This window comes from Faecalibacterium sp. I4-3-84 (assembly GCF_023347255.1).
GTDB lineage: Bacteria > Bacillota > Clostridia > Oscillospirales > Ruminococcaceae > Faecalibacterium > Faecalibacterium taiwanense.
The window spans coordinates 1003900-1021910 of the sequence record NZ_CP094466.1; the positions used below are offsets into that span (position 1 = coordinate 1003900).

Annotated in this window: 20 protein-coding genes and 1 riboswitch; of the genes, 1 reads left to right on the forward strand and 19 read right to left on the reverse strand. The window is 61.8% G+C overall.

Features of this window, described 5'->3' with window-relative positions; all coding sequences use genetic code 11:
* Window positions 1-91: 91 nt before the first annotated feature.
* From thiC to thiW, 4 genes are all read right to left on the reverse strand, one after another.
* Complete coding sequence (thiC, locus tag MTP41_RS04985) at window positions 92-1402, reverse strand: phosphomethylpyrimidine synthase ThiC (protein ID WP_044953845.1); 1311 nt, start codon at window positions 1400-1402, stop codon at window positions 92-94.
* 202 nt (window positions 1403-1604) lie between these two features.
* Complete coding sequence (thiE, locus tag MTP41_RS04990; protein WP_249236325.1) at window positions 1605-2240, reverse strand: thiamine phosphate synthase; 636 nt, start codon at window positions 2238-2240, stop codon at window positions 1605-1607.
* Complete coding sequence (gene thiM / locus MTP41_RS04995; RefSeq protein ID WP_249236326.1) at window positions 2227-3048, reverse strand: hydroxyethylthiazole kinase; 822 nt, start codon at window positions 3046-3048, stop codon at window positions 2227-2229. The genes thiE and thiM overlap by 14 nt, the downstream gene beginning before the upstream one ends.
* A 15-nt stretch (window positions 3049-3063) precedes the next feature.
* Window positions 3064-3579, reverse strand: coding sequence for an energy coupling factor transporter S component ThiW (thiW, locus tag MTP41_RS05000; protein ID WP_097776357.1), 516 nt, complete (start codon window positions 3577-3579; stop codon window positions 3064-3066).
* Window positions 3580-3869: 290 nt separating this feature from the next.
* A riboswitch (TPP riboswitch) is annotated at window positions 3870-3977 on the reverse strand.
* Window positions 3978-4167: 190 nt separating this feature from the next.
* On the opposite strand from thiW, the gene MTP41_RS05005 reads away from it, so the two are divergent.
* A complete protein-coding gene (locus tag MTP41_RS05005; protein WP_249236327.1) occupies window positions 4168-4449 on the forward strand; it encodes a hypothetical protein in 282 nt (93 codons plus the stop codon).
* Between the two features lie 162 nt (window positions 4450-4611).
* Here the strand turns inward: MTP41_RS05005 and MTP41_RS05010 are convergent, their stop codons facing one another.
* The 15 genes from MTP41_RS05010 to cobM all read right to left on the reverse strand — a co-directional run bounded on the left by MTP41_RS05010 (window position 4612) and on the right by cobM (window position 18009).
* Entirely contained in the window at window positions 4612-5286 is a 675-nt protein-coding gene (locus tag MTP41_RS05010; protein WP_097781499.1) for a precorrin-8X methylmutase, read from the reverse strand.
* Window positions 5283-6779 (reverse strand): cobyric acid synthase, encoded by a 1497-nt coding sequence (locus MTP41_RS05015; protein WP_249236328.1) that lies wholly within the window; start codon window positions 6777-6779, stop codon window positions 5283-5285. Before MTP41_RS05015 ends, MTP41_RS05010 begins: the two co-directional genes overlap by 4 nt.
* Complete coding sequence (locus MTP41_RS05020; protein WP_249236329.1) at window positions 6776-7843, reverse strand: pyridoxal phosphate-dependent aminotransferase; 1068 nt, start codon at window positions 7841-7843, stop codon at window positions 6776-6778. Before MTP41_RS05020 ends, MTP41_RS05015 begins: the two co-directional genes overlap by 4 nt.
* A 200-nt stretch (window positions 7844-8043) precedes the next feature.
* Window positions 8044-8994 carry an adenosylcobinamide-phosphate synthase CbiB gene (gene cbiB / locus MTP41_RS05025; protein WP_249236330.1) on the reverse strand — a complete coding sequence of 317 codons (951 nt, stop codon included), beginning with the start codon at window positions 8992-8994 and terminating at the stop codon, window positions 8044-8046.
* Window positions 8991-9590, reverse strand: a complete 600-nt coding sequence (locus MTP41_RS05030; protein ID WP_005943240.1) for a histidine phosphatase family protein — start codon at window positions 9588-9590, stop codon at window positions 8991-8993. The genes cbiB and MTP41_RS05030 overlap by 4 nt, the downstream gene beginning before the upstream one ends.
* The gene (locus MTP41_RS05035; RefSeq protein WP_249236331.1) at window positions 9584-9904 is read right to left on the reverse strand and encodes a bifunctional adenosylcobinamide kinase/adenosylcobinamide-phosphate guanylyltransferase; all 321 of its coding nucleotides are present in this window, start codon (window positions 9902-9904) and stop codon (window positions 9584-9586) included. Before MTP41_RS05035 ends, MTP41_RS05030 begins: the two co-directional genes overlap by 7 nt.
* On the reverse strand, window positions 9901-10653 hold the full coding sequence (locus tag MTP41_RS05040) for an adenosylcobinamide-GDP ribazoletransferase (protein ID WP_249236332.1): 753 nt from the start codon (window positions 10651-10653) through the stop codon (window positions 9901-9903). Before MTP41_RS05040 ends, MTP41_RS05035 begins: the two co-directional genes overlap by 4 nt.
* Complete coding sequence (locus tag MTP41_RS05045; RefSeq protein ID WP_249236333.1) at window positions 10650-11171, reverse strand: bifunctional adenosylcobinamide kinase/adenosylcobinamide-phosphate guanylyltransferase; 522 nt, start codon at window positions 11169-11171, stop codon at window positions 10650-10652. Before MTP41_RS05045 ends, MTP41_RS05040 begins: the two co-directional genes overlap by 4 nt.
* Window positions 11165-12229: a nicotinate-nucleotide--dimethylbenzimidazole phosphoribosyltransferase gene (gene cobT, locus MTP41_RS05050; RefSeq protein WP_249236334.1), complete on the reverse strand. Its 1065-nt coding sequence runs from the start codon at window positions 12227-12229 to the stop codon at window positions 11165-11167. The genes MTP41_RS05045 and cobT overlap by 7 nt, the downstream gene beginning before the upstream one ends.
* Before the next feature lie 5 nt (window positions 12230-12234).
* Window positions 12235-13572: a cobyrinate a,c-diamide synthase gene (locus tag MTP41_RS05055; protein WP_249236335.1), complete on the reverse strand. Its 1338-nt coding sequence runs from the start codon at window positions 13570-13572 to the stop codon at window positions 12235-12237.
* Complete coding sequence (gene cbiE / locus MTP41_RS05060; RefSeq protein WP_249236336.1) at window positions 13569-14765, reverse strand: precorrin-6y C5,15-methyltransferase (decarboxylating) subunit CbiE; 1197 nt, start codon at window positions 14763-14765, stop codon at window positions 13569-13571. Before cbiE ends, MTP41_RS05055 begins: the two co-directional genes overlap by 4 nt.
* Window positions 14753-15499 carry a precorrin-6A reductase gene (cobK, locus tag MTP41_RS05065; protein ID WP_249236337.1) on the reverse strand — a complete coding sequence of 249 codons (747 nt, stop codon included), beginning with the start codon at window positions 15497-15499 and terminating at the stop codon, window positions 14753-14755. The genes cbiE and cobK overlap by 13 nt, the downstream gene beginning before the upstream one ends.
* Complete coding sequence (gene cobJ / locus MTP41_RS05070) at window positions 15496-16263, reverse strand: precorrin-3B C(17)-methyltransferase (protein WP_249236338.1); 768 nt, start codon at window positions 16261-16263, stop codon at window positions 15496-15498. Before cobJ ends, cobK begins: the two co-directional genes overlap by 4 nt.
* Window positions 16256-17251, reverse strand: a complete 996-nt coding sequence (locus MTP41_RS05075; RefSeq protein ID WP_249236339.1) for a cobalt-precorrin 5A hydrolase — start codon at window positions 17249-17251, stop codon at window positions 16256-16258. The genes cobJ and MTP41_RS05075 overlap by 8 nt, the downstream gene beginning before the upstream one ends.
* Window positions 17248-18009, reverse strand: coding sequence for a precorrin-4 C(11)-methyltransferase (gene cobM, locus MTP41_RS05080; RefSeq protein WP_097775026.1), 762 nt, complete (start codon window positions 18007-18009; stop codon window positions 17248-17250). Before cobM ends, MTP41_RS05075 begins: the two co-directional genes overlap by 4 nt.
* Between the last annotated feature and the right edge of the window lie 2 nt (window positions 18010-18011).

An 18011-nucleotide genomic window follows, 5' to 3' on the forward strand; every position in this document is an offset into this window, starting at 1 on the left:
TATTTTTCGCCGTATTACAACAAAAGCCGCCCGGCGGTCATACCGGGCGGCGGAGGAAGATGCGCGCTGCTGCGCGCAAAACAGAAGATTTTTACAGAATGTCGATGTACTCACCGGCCAGCGCCTTGTTCATGCTGCGCACGGCACAGAACTTGCCGCACATGCTGCAGGTGTCGCTGTGGTCGTCCTCCGGCAGGCGGGCATCGCGGATGGCCTTTGCGGTCTCCGGGTCCAGTGCGCAGGCGAACTGTGCATCCCAGTCCAGCACACGGCGGGCATCGCCCATCTTATCGTCGATGTCCCGGGCGTGGGGGATGCCCTTGGCGATATCGGCGGCGTGGGCAGCGATCTTGGAGGCCACGATGCCCTGCTTCACATCGTCCACATTGGGCAGAGCCAGATGCTCGGCGGGGGTCACATAGCACAGGAAAGCTGCACCGCTGGCTGCAGCCACAGCGCCGCCGATGGCAGCGGTGATGTGGTCGTAACCGGGGGCGATATCGGTGACGAGGGGTCCCAGCACATAGAAGGGTGCGCCCATGCAGATGCTCTTCTGCACCTCCATGTTGGCAGCCACCTGATTCAGGGGCACATGGCCGGGGCCTTCCACCATCACCTGCACGTTGTGTGCCCATGCGCGCTTGGTCAACTCGCCCAGACGCACCAGCTCCTCGATCTGGCACACATCGGTGGCGTCAGCCAGACAGCCGGGACGGCAGGCATCGCCCAGCGAGATGGTCACATCGTGCTCGGCGCAGATCTCGCAGATCTCGTCAAAGTGCTCGTAGAAGGGGTTCTCGTTGCCGGTCATGCTCATCCATGCAAACACCAGAGAGCCGCCGCGGCTGACAATGTTCATCTTGCGCTTGTGCTTGCGGATCTGCTCGATGGTCTTGCGGGTGATGCCGCAGTGCAGGGTGACAAAGTCCACACCGTCCTCTGCATGCAGGCGCACCACATCGATGAAGTCCTGTGCGGTCAGCTCAGCCAGATCGCGCTGGTAGTGGATGACCGAATCGTACACCGGCACGGTGCCGATCATCACCGGGCACTCGTGGGTCAGCTTCTGGCGGAAGGGCTGGGTGTTGCCGTGGCTGGACAGATCCATAATGGCTTCGGCGCCCATGTTGACGGCGCTCATCACCTTCTGCATCTCCACGTTGTAGTCCTTGCAGTCGCGGGAGACACCAAGGTTCACGTTGATCTTGGTGCGCAGCATGGAGCCGACACCCTCGGGATTCAGGCACTCGTGGTGCTTGTTGGCCGGGATGGCTACCTTGCCCTCGGCCACCCACTGGCGGATCTCCTCGGTGGTGCGATACTCTTTTTTAGCCACGATCTCCATCTGCGGCGTGATGATGCCCTTGCGGGCAGCATCCATCTGGGTAGTATAAGTCTGCATACGCTCTGTTCCTCCAAATGACAGTTTATCTCTGAACAGCAGGGTGCTGGTCATACAAGGGTAGGGAAAGGCAGCCGTCATTCAGAAAAAACAGAACGTTCTGGATGCCGGCACCTGCGCAAAATACGCTTTTCATGTTGGTTTTCTCCATGAATTTTATAACGCGGCCCAAGGTGGTGTCCCCGGTTTGCCGCGGGATCGGTCAGATGATCTGCTCCGACAGGGCTTTCAACTCTTTGCACTCGGTCTCGATGTCATCTGCTGCAAAGATGGCGCTCACAAGGGCCACGCCATCCACACCGGTGCCCTTGAGCTGCAGGATGTTCTCCTTGTGGATGCCGCCAATGGCCACCACCGGGATGTCCACGGCATCACAGATGGCCTTCAGGGTCTCGTGGGACAGAACGTCCACATCGGTCTTGGTGTGGGTGGCAAAGGCTGCGCCCACGCCAAGGCAGTCTGCGCCGTGCTTGACGGCTTCCCGTGCTTCCTCCACACTGTGGACGGAAACGCCGATCATCATTCCCTCGCCCACACGGGCGCGCACCTGCGCTGCAGCCATATCCTCCTGCCCCACGTGCACACCCTCGGCGTGGCAGCGGATGGCAATGTCCACATTGTCGTTCACAAAGAACGGCACGCCGTAGCGCTGGCACAGAGCATGGATCTCCACAGCCTCTTTCAGAAAGGCTTCGTCGTCCAGCTCTTTTTCACGCAGCTGCACACAGGTGACACCGCCCTTCAGGGCGCTCTCCACCTGTTCATAGAGGGTCTGCTTTCCCACCCATGCACGGTCGGTGACGGCATACAGAAGCATGTTCTGCTTATCGCACTTCATAGTTTGCTCCTTCTTCCAGCTGATCCGGGGTCATATTGTAAATGGCATCGATGATATAATTGCGGTAGGTGGAGTTGCCGTCCAGCGGGGTCAGGCGCTTGTGGGCGGTCTCGCCCGCAAGGCCCATGGCGCACACTGCGGCTGCAGCGGCTTCCAGCGGATGGCCGGGGTTGGCGGTAACGAACGCCGCCGTCAGGGCCGAAAGCTGGCAGCCCGTACCGGTGATGCTGCTCATCATGGCATTGCCGTTGCGGATGCAGTAGGCTTTTTCGGCATCGGCCACGATGTCGATGGCACCGGTAATGGCAATAACGGCACCGGTCTGAGCCGCAAACTTTTTGGCAAAGGCCACGGCAGAATCCAGATTTTCCTCAGTAACTTTATCGGCCACATCGGCATCCACGCCCTTGGTGGTTCCCGCGCCGGAGGCCAGCGTTTTGATCTCCGAGATGTTGCCGCGGATCACGGTGAACTTTACGTCCCGGAGCAGGCGGAAAGCCGTGTCGGTGCGCAGGCGGGATGCACCCGCACCCACCGGGTCCAGCACCACAGGATGGCCCAGCTGGTTTGCCTTTTTGCCCGCCAGCAGCATGCTGGTGATGGTGCGGCTGTTCAGGGTGCCGATGTTGATGTTCAGACCGCCGCAGATGGTGGTGATGTCCTCCACCTCGGCGGCATCGTCGGCCATGATGGGCGAAGCACCGCAGGCCAGCACCATGTTGGCGCAGTCGTTCACGGTGACGTAGTTGGTAATGTTATGGATGAGCGGGCAGGTGCGGCGCAGGTTCTCGAATTCTGTTTTGAACATTCGGGTGCCCCTCCGTCAGGAAAGACTGTTCTGCATGGAGCGCAGTGCGCCGGAGCGCTGCAGGCTGTACACCAGCACGCCCGCAATGATGGAACCCACTGCAGTGGAGATGAGGAACGGCACGATGTAGGCATAGAACGCGATGTCGCCGGCGCTCTTGCCCATGAGGAAGATGGCCACCGGGTAAGCGCACAGGCCGCCCAGAATGCTGGTGCCGAACACCTCGCCCACCATGGTGGCAAGGATGTTTTTGGTCTTCCAGTACACAAAGCCGCACAGCAGTGCGCCGAACATGCTGCCGGGGAAGGCCATCAGGCTGCCCAGACCCAGCAGATTGCGCAGCAGCGAGGCCACAAAGGCCACGCCCACGCCCCACCACGGGCCAAGCAGCACCGCGCAGGTCACATTGACCATGTGCTGGATGGGTGCACATTTGCTGCCGAACATGGGAAAGCTGAATACGCTGCCCACCACGCACAGAGCGCACAGCATGCCGGCCAGCGCCAGCTTTTTCACAGAGAGTTTTTTCATAAGGCAAGGCTCCTTTCCAAACCTGCGGAAGCAGCAAAAACCATACAGCGCCTCCGCAAACAGCCCGCACCCGGTGCCAGACCCGGCGCAGGAACTATAAGAAGCGGTCGAGACTTTCTGGTCTCCTCTCACGCCGGAACACGGCTTCCCATCGCTGACGGTCACAAAGCTCAGGGCGCTCCCCCTCAGCCCGCTGCGGCACTTCCGCAGAAAAGTACAAGGCATCCTCCTTAATGGTAATAGGTACACAACAAAAAACAGGAGACACCTTCTGCGGTGCCTCCTGCAAAAAATCATCCATTCTGACTTCCTACGGCGGCATTATCCGCATCAGGTAAAAGGGTCGAAGTTTAGGTACTTCCTCTCAGCCTGCTTCACAAGCTCCCCTGTATTTGATTGTGACTGTATTCTACACCCTTTGCGCACAAATTGCAAGAGGGGGCAAAGGCGCGCACAGCGGTGCAAAACGTTTTTCACGCAGGTTTTGGGGCGTTTCACGCAGGTTTTATTGAAAAAGAAGGTGAAATATGGCCTTTTTAAGGTGGACACAGCACGGATATTGTTCTGGTCTGCACCAATGATACACGAATGGACGGTGGCCTGGGCCTTACCATTACGGGTATGCGCAATGTTACAATCACGGGAAGCAATGCAAAAGGCTCGATGCTGGTGTGGAACACCGCAGGCAGGCCCGAACCCGCAGGCGCACCCGCCTTTGCGGATGTGACCGACCCTGATATGGCCAAGGCCGCACAGTGGTGCACCGAGCAGGGCACCATGGGTGCCAAGGGCGACCGCTTTGATCCCGAAGGCTGGACCCCGAAGTTCAAGGTGATCGAAGTGTGGAACAAGGCGTTCCCCGCAGCCTGATGCCGGCAGTGTGGATGCCGTGCTCGGTTCGGACCTTTTCCGTGAAAATGGGGCTGTTGCAAAATAGCTCTCTGAAAAAATCATGAACAAAACCCGGAACCTTTTCTCGGCCAAAACGGCTCAAAAAGGGTTCCGGGTTTTTGATATTATGCTGTTTCCGCCTTATCCGTTCCACCCTCTGGCAGAGGGGTCCAGCATTTCGGCGGCAGAGTAAATGAGGGCGTTGCAGATGGCTGCAGCCACATTGCTGCCGCCCTTGCGGCCCATGGCGGCGATGGCAGGTACGCCGTATCGCTCGCAGGCGGCAAACAGTACTTCCTTGCTTTCCACCACATTCACAAACCCCACCGGCACGCCAATGACCAGCGCAGGCCGCAGACCGGCTTCCATTTCCTCCGCAATGGTCAAAAGGGCCGTGGGCGCATTGCCAATGGCCAGAATGGCCCCCGGGTGCTCCCGGGCAGCGCGGTGCATGGCGGCAACGGCACGGGTGGTGCCCGCCTGCTTTGCGGCTTCGGCCACAGCGGGGTCTGCCATGTAGCAGATGGCTTCACCGTTCAGTTTTTTCAGGCCCGGCTTTGTGATGCCCGCCAGCGCCATATTGGTGTCGGTAACGATGAAAGCACCCGCGTGCAGGGCCTTGACTGCGGCTTCCACCGCGCCGGGTGTAAAGCGCAGATTTTTGGCATAGTCGAAATCCGCGGTGGTGTGGATGACCCGCTTGACCACCGCAGCCGTCTCCGGCGGCGGGGTCAGGCCCAGCTCGTCCAGTTCCCTTGTGATAATGGAGATGCTCGTCCGTTCAATGTCGGCGGGCAGATGATGCTGCGGTGTCATGTGTTGTCTCCTTTTTGCATTCCCATGGCGGCATAGATAGCGGGCATATCCAGTGCCGCGCGCACACCATCGGCAAGCAGATCAAACTGCTGCTGACGGTACTGCTCCATGGGGATAAGCTCGGCCCCGGCCGGATCGATGCCCTTCCGTTTGCACAAAAATGCGGTCAGTTTTTCGGTCAGTTCGCCGGTGTCGAACAGGCCGTGCAGGTAGGTACCGAATACACCGTCCTGCACACAGCCCTCCGGCGTGCCGTCTGCAAGGATGCAGAACGCACTGCCCCGCACCTCGGTGCGGCCTGCGTGGATCTCGTAGCCCGTGAGAGCTGCCCCGGCAAAAGGAACTGCGGCAGCGCGGGCTGCGGTCTGGGTCAGGTGCTTTTCGGTGCCGAACACCGTCGTGGTGGGCAGCAGGCCAAGGCCCCGCAGGGTGCAGGGGGTGCCGCTCTCCTCCCCTGCCGGGTCGCAGAGCTGTTCGCCCAGCATCTGATAGCCGCCGCACACGCCCAGCACCGGCGTACCGGCTGCCGAAAGCCTGAGCACCGCCGCTTCCAGTCCGCTTTCCCGCAGCCAGCGCAGGTCGTCCATGGTGTTCTTGGTGCCGGGCAGGATGACGAGATCCGGTGCACCCAGCTGGCGGGTGCGCTGCACATACCGCACGCCCAGCAGCGGGTGCTGTTCCAGCGGGATAAAGTCGGTGAAGTTGGACACATGCGGCAGGCGCAGGATGGCGATATCCAGCGGCCTAACGGCGCTTTTTGCTTCCAGACGATCCGAGAGAGAATCCTCGTCCTCGATCTCCACCCGCAGGTACGGCACTACGCCCAGCACGGGCAGCTGCGTTTTTTCTTCCAGCATGGCAAGGCCGGGCCGCAGGATCTCCACATCGCCCCGGAACTTGTTGATGATCAGGCCCCTGATGCGGGCACGCTCGTCGGCTTCCAGCAGCTCCACAGTGCCGTACAGCTGGGCGAATACGCCGCCGCGGTCGATATCGCCCGCCAGCAGCACCGGCGCATCCACCAGCTTTGCAAGGCCCATGTTCACGATATCGTCGGCTTTCAGGTTGATCTCCGCCGGGCTGCCCGCGCCTTCGATCACGATAATGTCGTTCTCGGCGGCAAGGCTGTTGTAGGCTTCCAGAATGTCCGGGATAAGGCTGCGCTTCATCCTGAAATAATCGGCGGCGGACATCTGGCCCCGGGCCTTGCCGTTCACGATCACCTGACTGCCCACATCGCTGCTGGGCTTGAGCAGGATGGGGTTCATGCGCACATCCGGCTCCACGCCTGCAGCCTGTGCCTGCACCACCTGAGCACGGCCCATCTCTGCACCGTTGCGGGTGACGAAGCTGTTCAGGGCCATGTTCTGGCTTTTGAAAGGGGCCACGCGGTAGCCATCCTGCGCAAAGATGCGGCACAGCGCCGCGCACAGCAGGCTTTTGCCCGCACCGCTCATGGTGCCCTGCACCATAATGCATTTTGCCTTGCTCATTGCGCCACCTCCGGCAGGGTCTCGGCCAGCAGCGCAAGCAGCTGCCGGTTCTCGTTTTCTGTGCGCACAGCGGTGCGGTACCAGCTGGCATCAAGGCCCGGATAATTGCCGCAGCTGCGCAGTACCGCACCCTTGCGGCGCAGCGCTTCGCCCAGCGCTTCCGGCGCGCGGAACAGCAGATAGTTAGCCCGGCCCTCGATCACCCGCAGGCCCAGCGCCCGCAGGCCGTCTGCCAGCACAGGCCGCTGTGCTTCGATCAATGCACGCACCTTCGCCACATATTCCGTCTCGTTCAGCGCAGCGATGCCCGCCGCCTGTGCCAGACTGGAAACCGCCCACGGCTGGCCCGCTGCCCGCATCCGGGCAAGCAGCTCTGTATCAGAGCACAGGCAATAGCCCAGACGCACGCCTGCCATGCCGTAAAGCTTGGTGAAGGCTTTTAAAATAATCAGTTTTTTGCTGTTTTTCAGCAGATGCTTTGCCGAAAGGCCTTCGCCCTCCGGCAGAAAATCCAGAAAGCATTCGTCCACGGCCAGCACCGCACCCACGGCCTCGCATCTGCGCAGCAGCGCTTCCACAAGGGCAGGCTCTGCCAGCTGGCCGGTGGGGTTGTTGGGCTGACAGAGGAATACCATATTTGTACCCGGGTGCACCGCGTTCAGGAGATCTTTCGTCACCGCAAAATCGTTTTCTTCCCGCAAAAAATGCCGTTCCACCGTGCAGCCTGCCGTTTCAAGGGCGGTGGCATACTCGGCAAAAGTGGGAGCCGTTACCAGTGCAGTGCGGGGCTTTGCAGCCAGCGCCAGCCGGAAGATGAGGTCTGCCGCGCCGTTGCCGCACAGCAGCCATTCGGCGGGCACTCCCTCAGCCGCCGCCAGTTTTTCACGCAGGGCCCGGCACAGCGGGTCGGGGTAGCGGTCGGCCGTGGCAAGCGCTGCCGTAATGGCCTTTACCACCCCTTCCGGCAGCCCCAGCGGGCTGACATTGGCCGAAAAATCCAGCGGGTCGCGGCCAAACTCGGCGCGGTAGCCCGCCCAGTCGCCGCCATGGGTCAGTGGTTTCATAGGTTCTCCTTTGTGCTTTTGGACAAGCAGCCTCACCCTCTCAGGCTCACATTCGTTCGCCAGCTCTCCCGAAGGGCGAGCTTTTCTGCATCTGCCGGGTAGGATATTCTTTCGATGAAAAGATGATTTGTCTCCGGTTCCACTTATAAAGCTCCCCTTTCGGGGGAGCTGGCAAAGCCGTCAAGCTTTGACTGAGAGGGTTACAAAATTCCCCGTATTGCTGCACCCCATGCCAGCGCAAAGCCGCTTGCCACATACATCATGCGGTTGGCGCGCAGGATGTCCTGCGGCTCAATTGGGCGCAGGGCATCACCGATGGTGGGCTTGGGGTAATATTCGCCAAAATAGTAAGCCGGGCCGGCCAGCTGCACGCCCAGTGCACCGGCGCAGGCGCTTTCGGTCTGGGCGCTGTTGGGGCTGGCGTGGTTGCACCGGTCCCGCCGCCAGATGTGCCATGCGCCCTTGGCATCGTTGCCGGTAAAGGCCGCAGCGGCCACCCACAAAAGGGCGGCAAGGCGGCTGGGGATGTAGTTGGCAAGGTCGTCCAACTTCGCGGCTGCGCGGCCAAAGTAAAGATACTTCTCGTTCTTGTAGCCCAGCATGCTGTCCATGGTATTGATAGCCTTGTAGGTCAGCGCCAGCGGTGCCCCGCCGATGAGCATATACAGCAGCGGCGCAATGACGCCGTCGCTGGCATTTTCGGCCACCGTTTCCACCGCAGCTTTGGTCACACCCTCTGCGGTCAGGTTCTGGGTGTCGCGGCCCACGATGCGGCTCACGGCTTTGCGAGCGGCGGGCAGGTCGTTCCGGACCAGCTCGTTATACACATTTGTGCTCTCCTGCGCAAGGCCCCTTGCCGCCAGCGCCTGCCCGCACCAGAACATCTGCACCGCAAGGCCCAGCCACGGGCTGAGCTTTGCCGCCGCCAGACACACAAGGCTCGTGACCAGAAAGGTGCCCACCGGCAGGCAGAACGCCGTCACGGCACCGCCCAGCAGCTCGCCCTGCGGGGTGCCGGGCAGGCGGGCACGCAGGAATTTTTCCAGCCGGGAGATGCATCTTCCCATGAGCACCACCGGGTGCGGCAGCCACGCCGGGTCGCCGAAGAGCGCGTCCAGCACAAAACCGCCGACAACTGCCTGAAGGATCATGCCCTGCTCTCCTTTGTGTACTGGACGGTCTTCACGAGATACAGCAGATGCTTTTCCGTCCAGTCCTTTGCATCCAGCACAAAGCCGCCCGCGTTGGGTCCGCACCATGCGTAATAGTCTCTGTGGGGGACGGCAAACCGCTCCATGGCGGCCATCTGGGTGCCGCCGTGGGCCAGAATGACCAGCCGTTCTTCGCCTGCGGCAAGAGCTTTATCGATCAGCTCTGCCACGGTGCGGCAGATGCGATCCGAAAAGTCCGTCTTGCGCTCTCCGTCCGGGCAGGGGCTTTCGCAGTTGGCCTTCACCCATGCCTGATACTCGGGGTCCTTTTCCATCTCGATGAAATTGCGGCCCTCAAAGCTGCCAAAGCACATCTCTTTCAGGCCGTCCACCGGCACAAGCTTTGCCTCCGGGAACAGGATGCGCGCCGTCTGGCTGGTGCGCTGCAAGGTGGAAACATAGACCACATCGGGGTCAAAATCTGCCCGGCGCAGCTGAGCAGCGCCTTCGGGTGAGAGCGGGATGTCGCGCTGGCCCTGATAACGCTTCTGGGCGTTGTATTCCGTCTGGCCATGACGCAGAAGATAGATCAGCATTGAGACAATTCTCCTTTCAAAACCGTAGGGATGCCGCAGAACATCTGCACCACGCACTCTGACCGTGCGGCCAGCAGGCAGGCAAGCCTGCCCGCCGCCTCGCGGTCTGCGCGCTGTTTGACATCCATCGGCACAACACCGCCGCCTACCTCGGTGGCGATGAGGATATCGTATTCATGGGCAAGCTTGTCTGCCAAGGCAGGCAGGTCGGCGGCATCGGCAGCCAATACCTGCACGTCCGAAAGACGCTTGCCGGGAAGTGTTTGCGCAAAGGTGCGCTTGCCGCTGTAGAGCGGCCCGGTAATAAAGATCATAGCAGCCCTCCCCACTGGCAGGCACACAGTGCCGCCAGCATCCAGAGCTCGGCCTTTTGCAAAAACCACCCGGCAAGGTCGCCGGTGATGCCGCCGAACTGCTTCCGGCTCACGGCATGGTAGCGCCAGAACACCGCCAGCGCTGCCAGCACCAGCGCCCAGCCGCCCAGCGCCGCCATGCCCACGCACAGCACTGCGGCCAGCACCGCCAGCACCCGGCGCACCGCAGTTTTGTCTGCTGCAGTGGCAAAGGTGTGTGCAAGACCGGTGTTTTTTGCCATGGGGAACGATGCCACCGCAAGGCCCGAAAGCGCCCGTTCCAGCACCAGTGCCAGAACCCACAGCACACCCACGCGGGGTGTAAAACTCACACAGGTGCACAGGGCAAAATAGGCCAGAAAATAGCTGCACAGTCGGATGACCGCAAAGGCACCGCAATGGGGGTCTTTTAATATTTCCAGCTTCTTTTCTCGGTCGCCGTAGCTGGAAAGGGCATCGCAGGTGTCGGCATAGCCGTCCAGATGGATGCCGCCGGTGATCCATACCGGGATCAGCGCAAAGCCCGCCGCCTTGGCAAGGCCCGGCAGGGGCAGCGTGCCACACACACACCACGCCGCACCAATAACGACACCAATGAGCGGGAAGGCGCACATGGCGTAGCGCATATTTTTTTCGTTCCAGTCGAACTGCGGCACCGGGATGGCTGAAAACATGGCAAAAGCCACCGCGATGGTCTGCAAAACGATCATTTTTCCACTCCTTTATAGTACACAGGGATGCCGCATACCACCCGCACCACTGCATCTGCCCGGGCAGCAAAAGCATTGTTCACCTGCGCCAGTGCCCGCAGATAGCGGTCTGTATCGCCGGCATAGTCGGCCCCGCCGCTGAACACCTCGTTGGAAACAACGATGAGGTTTTCGCACTGGGCTGCAAGGCTTTCCAGCCCGTGCAGGATGGCTTTGGCCGCGTTTTCCCCTGCTCCCGCCGGGTCGTACAGCTCGTTGGCGGCAAGGTTGCCAAGGTCTTCCAGCAAGGCGGTGCCCCGCGCAGGCAGGCTCACATTGCCCAGATGCAAGGGACACTCCACCGTTTCAAACTGCTTTGCGGCCCGCATTTTGCGGTGCTTTTCCACCCGGGCGGCGCACTCGGCATCCCACACCTGCATGGTGGCAAGATAGTAGCGGGGGCCGGTGGTTTTCAGCACAAGGCTCTCGGCGTATTCACTTTTGCCGCTGGCCGCGCCGCCCAGAACCAGCGTCAACATTGGGGCGTATACGGCGCAATGCCGCCCTCCGCAAAGGAGTAGCACCCGCCGTATACGGCCAGCGCCATATCCCACAGCGGGATGCTGGCCACCGCGCCGGTGCCCTCGCCCAGATGCAGCCCCGCCGTAATGATGGGTGCTTTGCCCAGTGCTTCCAGCACGATGCGCGCGGCAGGCTCTGCCGAGCAGTGGCTTGCAAACACAGCCTTTGCCGCCGCCGGGCACAGCCGCACGGCGCACAGCGCGGCCACTCCGCTGATAAAGCCATCTGCCAGCACCGGCACACCGGCCAGTGCACCGCCCAGAAACACACCGCACAGGCCTGCGATATCAAAGCCGCCAAGCTTTGCAAGAACATCCAATATATCTTCCGGGTCCGGCTCATTGCAAAGGATGCCGCGGCAGATGGCATCCACCTTGCGGGCAAGCCCTTCGTCCGAGAGGCCCGCACCGCGCCCGGTCATAAGCTCCACGGGCTGGCCCAGCAGCACCGCCGCCACCGCGCTGGAGGTGGTGGTATTGCCAATGCCCATTTCACCGGTGGCGATGAGCCTGTAGCCATCCTCTGCCAGTTCCCGGGCAAGGGCAATGCCCTCCCCAACGGCCTGCACAGCCTCGGCCCGGCTCATGGCAGGGCCTTGGGTAAAATCCGCCGTGCCTGCGGCAATGCGGCAGCTGCGCACACCGGGCACCGGTTCGCCTGCCATGCCCATATCCACGGGCAGAACATCGCAGTGGGCCGTGCGGGCCATCTGGCACACACTGGTGCGCCGCATGGCAAGGTTTTCGGCCACGGCACGGGTCACTTCCTGCCCGGTCTGGCTCACGCCCTGCGCCACTACGCCGTTATCCGCGCAGAGCACCACCACCACCCGGCGGGAAAGATCAAGCTCCGCACTGCCGGTAAGGGCGGCGGCATCCTCCAGCATGGTCTCCAGCCGGCCCAACCCGCCCAGAGGCTTTGCAAGGCTGGCCCAGTGGGCGTGTGCCGCCGCGCGGGCAGCTTCGTTGGCAGGGGTGATACCCGCCAAAAGTGCATTCAGTTCAGTTTCGGTCATTTTGGTCATCCTTTTGTTTTGCTGTATCGTTCTGCCGCGCGCACAAAGCGGCCCGGCAGGGGCGTGCCCGCCCAGTATAAATGCGGGAACCCCGCATAGAAATTTTCGTTTGCATAGCCGCATTCCCACTGCATTTTTTCGTTTTTGCAGGCAGTAAATGCAGCGCCGTTTGCGGTGGAATCCCAGTGGTGGAATTCGTGGATGGGCAGCGTTTCTCCGGCGCAGAAGAGCATACTGTCCGCCTTGGCGGTCATTTCGGCATAGCCAAAGCGCACCAGCCTTCCCACCCGGATGCCATCGCCCGGCAGAACGTCTGCCATGGGCCACGCCTTACCGTCGGCATCCTCAAGGCTCCGGCCCAGATACAGAAAGCCGCCGCATTCGGCTGCTGTGGGCAGGCCCGCCTGCACGGCCTGCCGGATGGAAGCCAGCATGGTTTTGTTTTCACTCAGAGTTTTGGCGTGCAGCTCCGGGTAGCCGCCGGGCAGATACAGCCCGCCTATATTTTCCGGCAAAACCGCATCCCGCAACGGGCTGAAAAGCACAAGCTCCGCCCCGGCATCCCGCAATGCGTCCAGCGTTTCGGCATAGGTAAAGCAGAACGCCTCGTCCTTTGCCACCGCAATGCGGACGGATGTGGGGGCAGCTGCTCCCGGAAAAGTTTCCGGCGCAGGCTTTTCGGTCAGCACGGCAAGGCGCTGCCAATCCAGCACCAGTGCATCGGCCAGCAGGGCGATCTTTTCCTGCAGGTCGGCAATTTCATCTGCAGTCTTCAGGCCGAGGTGTCGGCTTTCTACCGCTGCCTGCGGCAAATGGGGCAGATAGCCCAGCACCGGCAGGCCGGTCTCCCTTTCCAGCAGGGTCTTGAGCATTTTATACAGCTTTTCGGAACAATCATTGAGCAGGATGCCCGAAACATGGCTGTTTTTGCGGAAGTTCATAAGGCCCTGAATTTGCGCGGCCAGCGTCACGCTGGCACCCTTGGGCTGTACCACCAGCAGCACCGGCAGGCCCAGCGTATCCGCCAGTTCCCAAGCGCTGGCACGGGTGGTCAGGCCCTGACCATCATAAAAGCCCATAGCGCCCTCGCACACGGCGGCACCATGCCCGGCGGCATAGCGGGCAAAAATGGCCCGCACCATATCCCTGTCGGAAAGAAACAGATCCAGATTGTGGCTGTCCACCTGCAGAGCCGAGCGGTGGAACATGGGGTCGATGTAGTCCGGCCCGCTTTTGAACGCACAGGGGTCGGCCCCGCGCTTTTTCAGCGCCGCCAGCACTGCGCAGGCAACAGTGGTCTTGCCGCTGCCGGAAGAAGGCGCGGCGATGAGGAATTGCATCATTTGCGTGTACCCGTAATGAGGAAGATGGGGTTATTGGCCATGAGCAGGTGCAGTCGGCCCGCCGGTTTTGTGCGGCTGACAGCGATCTGCGTTACCTCTGCGGTCAGGCCCCGGGCCGTGAGGGCAGCAATGGCAGCGCCCAGCGTTTCCAGCGCAATGGCCGAAATACAGATTCGTGCATTCGGATTCTTGCCGAGCACTTCATCCAGCACGCCTTCCATGCCGCCTTTGGTGCCGCCGATGAACACGGCATCCGGCGCAGGCAGATCTGCCAGCACATCCGGTGCGCGGCCCTCGATGAGGGTGAGGTTGCAGGCATGGAACTTTGCCCGGTTTTTACGGATCAGTTCACAGGCATCCGGTTCACACTCCACGGCGTAAACGCGGCCTTTGGGTGCCGCCAGCGCAAGCTCCACGCTCACACTGCCGGTGCCTGCGCCCACATCCCACAGAGTGTCGGTGGGCATTACCGCCAGCTTTGCCAGCGCAGCAGCGCGCACCTCCTGCTTGGTCATGGGCACCTCGCTCCGGATGAAGCTTTCGTCCGGGAAGCCCGGCGCACGCAGCTGCGGCAGATCAAAGTTTTCCACCAGAAGCACGCTGAGTGGTGCAAAGCTCTGCCCCGCCAGCTCTGCAGCAGAGCCGTAGCGGATGGCTTCCGCCTCGGTGCCAAGGTTTTCGCCCACCACGCCGTGGGCTTCGCCCATACCGGCATCGGTCAGCTTCTGGCACAGAGAGGCGGGCGTTTCAGTGCCGCCGGTGAGGAAGAACACCGAACGGTTCATCATGCACTCGGCCACCGGGTCGCAGGCGCAGCCATGGGCCGAGACCAGCTTCCAGTCCTGCCACGGACGGCCCAGCGCCGCTGAAAGCAGCTGGATGCTGGAAACGCCCGGATACACCCGCGCGGGGATGCCCAGCGCCCGCAGCGGCGTGAGCAGACCGGACGCACCGGAGTAAAATCCGGTATCGCCGCTGTAAAGCACGGCAGCATCCTGCCCGGGGTTTTGTGCCAGTGTTTCCAGAATGTCAGCGGGCTGGTAGAGCGCGAACTGCCGGGCCGTGCAGTCTGCAGGCAGGCCCGCCAGCAGCCGCTTTGCACCGAACACAAGGCCCGCGCTGCGCACAGCCTGCTGCGCCTGCGCCGAAAGAGCCTCCCATTTTCCGCTGCCCATGCCAATCAGTGTGACCATTGCAAAATCTCCTTGCAATCCGCTAAAATTTGTGTTTCCGTCTCGCCAGTTTCCGGCGGGCGGCGCAGCACCACCAGCTGTGCGCCGGTATCGGCAGCGGCCTGCACCTTCTCGGCAAAGCCGCCCGCTGCGCCGCCGTCCTTGGTGACGAGGTACCGGATCTGGAACTGTGTTATCAACGCCTTATTCAGCGCCAGACTGAACGGCCCCTGCATGGCAATGATGTTCCGGTGCGGGACATTGGCCGCTTCACAGGCGGCAATGCCATCCGGCGTGGGCAGGACGCGCGGGTAAAGCCGCGCCGGTTCCAGCCCGGCAAACACAGCCAGCTCCTTGGCACCGGTGGCAAGCAGGATATTGCCCTCTGTCCCGGCCAGATATTCTGCAGCCTGCGCTGCTGTTTCAAACACCGCACAGCCGGGCGGCAAGGGGCTTTGCGCACGCAGCAGGCGGCGGTATTCCACGCCCGCCTGCACCGCTGCTGCGCGGATGTTCCTGGTGGCATCCACTGCATAAGGGTGGGTGGCATCCACGCAGAGATCAGCTCCCGCCAGCAATGCCGCCATGGCATCCGGCTGCAGCCGCCCGGCGTGCACCGTGATACCCGCCATTTCGCCCTGCTCCTCGGCACCCAGCGGCGTTGCCACGCACACCGTTACCGCAACGCCAAGCTCTGCCAGCTTTTTGGAAAAGCGACGGCCCTCGGTGGTGCCGCTGAACACGACCGCCTTCACTTACGGTACCCCCGCGGCGTGACCATCCGGCCCGAAAGGGCGCGGGTATTGCTGTTGCCGATATACACGGTGGTGAACATATCCACCGGCGTGTTTTCCAGCTCGGCCAGCGTCAGCACCCGGGCGCTCTGGCCCTCGCGGCCAATGTTGCGCACAAGGCCGCAGACGGTATCATCCGCCTTGCCGTTTGCGCGCAGGATGCGCACTGCCTTTTGCAGGTAGTCCGGCCTGCCCTTGGAGGAAGGATTATAGAGTGCAGCGCAGAAATCTCCCTGCGCAGCGCAGGTCAGCCGCTTTTCGATGACCTCCCACGGGGTGAGCCGGTCGGAAAGGGAGATCACGCAGAAATCGTGGGCCAGCGGCGCGCCCAGCACAGCCCCGCCGCTGAGGGCGGCCGTAAGGCCGGGCACCACTTCTACGGCAACGTCCGGGTAATCCTGCGCCAGTTCCAGCACAGGGCTGGCCATGCCGTAAACACCTGCGTCGCCGCTGCACACCATCACCACGCGCCTGCCGGTATTCGCCTTTTCCAGCGCCCAGCGGCAGCGGTCGATTTCCTTGGTCATGCCGGTGGAATAATATTCCTCACATGGGAACTCCGGCTCAATCAGGTCAAGATAAAGTTTATAGCCGCAGATGGCATCTGCGTGTTCCAGAACGTTCTGGGCTTCCTGCGTCAGGTAGTAAACATCTCCGGGGCCAATGCCTACCACGTAGACTACCTTTTCCGGTTCGTCGATCTCAAATTCCATCGGGTCAAACATTCTGCCACCTCCAGTCCGGGGCATAGGGCCGCACGGCCAGCGCAAAGGTCACGCCGGTATGGGCATATTTGTGAAAAACGAGTGTCCCGCCTGCGGCCAGCACTGCCGACCGTTCACAGACATTGTCCACGCCGGTAACGCTCTGCACAAAGGCCGAAGGCGTAAAGCTGCCGGGGGCGGCACGCAGCTGTTCTGCTGTGAAAAACTGCACCGGCCAGCTGTGGCTCTTACAGAAGGTCAGCAGGCCAGCCTCGTTTTGTTTTAAGTCGATGCTTGCCGCCGCCGTGATGCATTGCGGCGCAAGGCGGTTCTGGGCACAGAAAGCTGCAAAGGCTTCGGCCAGCGTTTCGGTGCTGGTGCCGCGTTTGCAGCCCACGCCCAGCACGCCGATGCGCGGCACCAGATGCAGCGCATCCCCCGCCGGGCAGAGGGTGAGAGCAAAGTCCGGGGCATCTCCCGCCGTGATCCCATCAGGCGGTGCACCAGCAATGGGCCAGTCGGATGCAAACTGCACCGTTTTGCCCGCCAGCAGTGCACCGCTGACAAGCTTGATGCGCTCCGGCTCCAGCACAGTGCAGTTCTGGTGCTTTGCCCACTCGTCCACCGCAAACACACCGTTTGCGTCGGTGGCTGTGGTGATCACCGGCACCGCACCGCACACAGCGGCAAGCGCCCGGGCAAGGTCGTTGGCACCGCCCAGGTGGCCTGAGAGGATGGGCACGGCAAAGCGGCCGCACTCGTCCAGCACCACAACGGCAGGGTCCTGCGCCTTGCTTTGGCAGTGGGGCGCAATGGCCCGCACCGCAATGCCCACAGCACCTACAAAAACAAGGGCATCGCTCCCGGCAAACTGGCGGGCCGTCCAATCGGCAAGGTGCACCTGCCCGGCTTCATGGCCGCAGCGGGCCACGCTGCCGGGATATGCCGCCGCCAGTTTTTGGGCCAGTGCAAGGCCCTTTGCCGTAAAGGCAAGGTAGGTGCGGGTCACTGGTCTGTCCCCTTGCGGAACTCGGTGGTAAAGGCCGGGTCGTAGAGCTTGCTGCGCTCATAATTCCGGCCCAGAAAGCCGCCTGCCACAATGAGCGCCGTTTTGGTGATACCCGCTGCATGAACGCTTTCCGCCAGCGTACCTACGGTGCAGCGCACCGTTTTTTCCTCCGGCCATGTGGCCTTATACACCACCGCTGCCGGGGTATCCGGCGTATAGGCACCGCCTGCCAAAAGCGCCTGCTGTACTTTGTCCACAAGGCCGATGGATAGGAAAATGACCATCGTTGCCCCGTGGGCAGCAAGGCTTGCCAGCTTTTCTTTTTCCGGCACCGGGGTGCGGCCCTCCATGCGGGTGATGATGACGGTCTGGCTGACGGTGGGCAGGGTGTACTCTGCATTCAGTGCCGCCGCTGCGCCGCAGAAGCTGGACACACCGGGGGTATCATCGTAGGGAATGCCCTCGGCGTCCAGCACATCCATCTGCTCCCGGATGGCACCGTAAAGGCAGGGGTCACCGGTGTGCAGGCGCACGGTGATCTTACCCGCAGCTTCCATCTGCCGCATCACATCCAGCACCTGCTCCAGCGTCATTTCAGCGCTGTTATAAATGGCGCAGTCTGCCTTTGCAAGGCCCAGCAGGGCCGGGTTCACCAGACTGCCCGCATAGATGATGCAGTCGGCTTTCTGCAGCAGGGCCGCGCCCCGCCGGGTGATGAGGTCCGGTGCGCCGGGGCCTGCACCAACAAAATGTACCATAA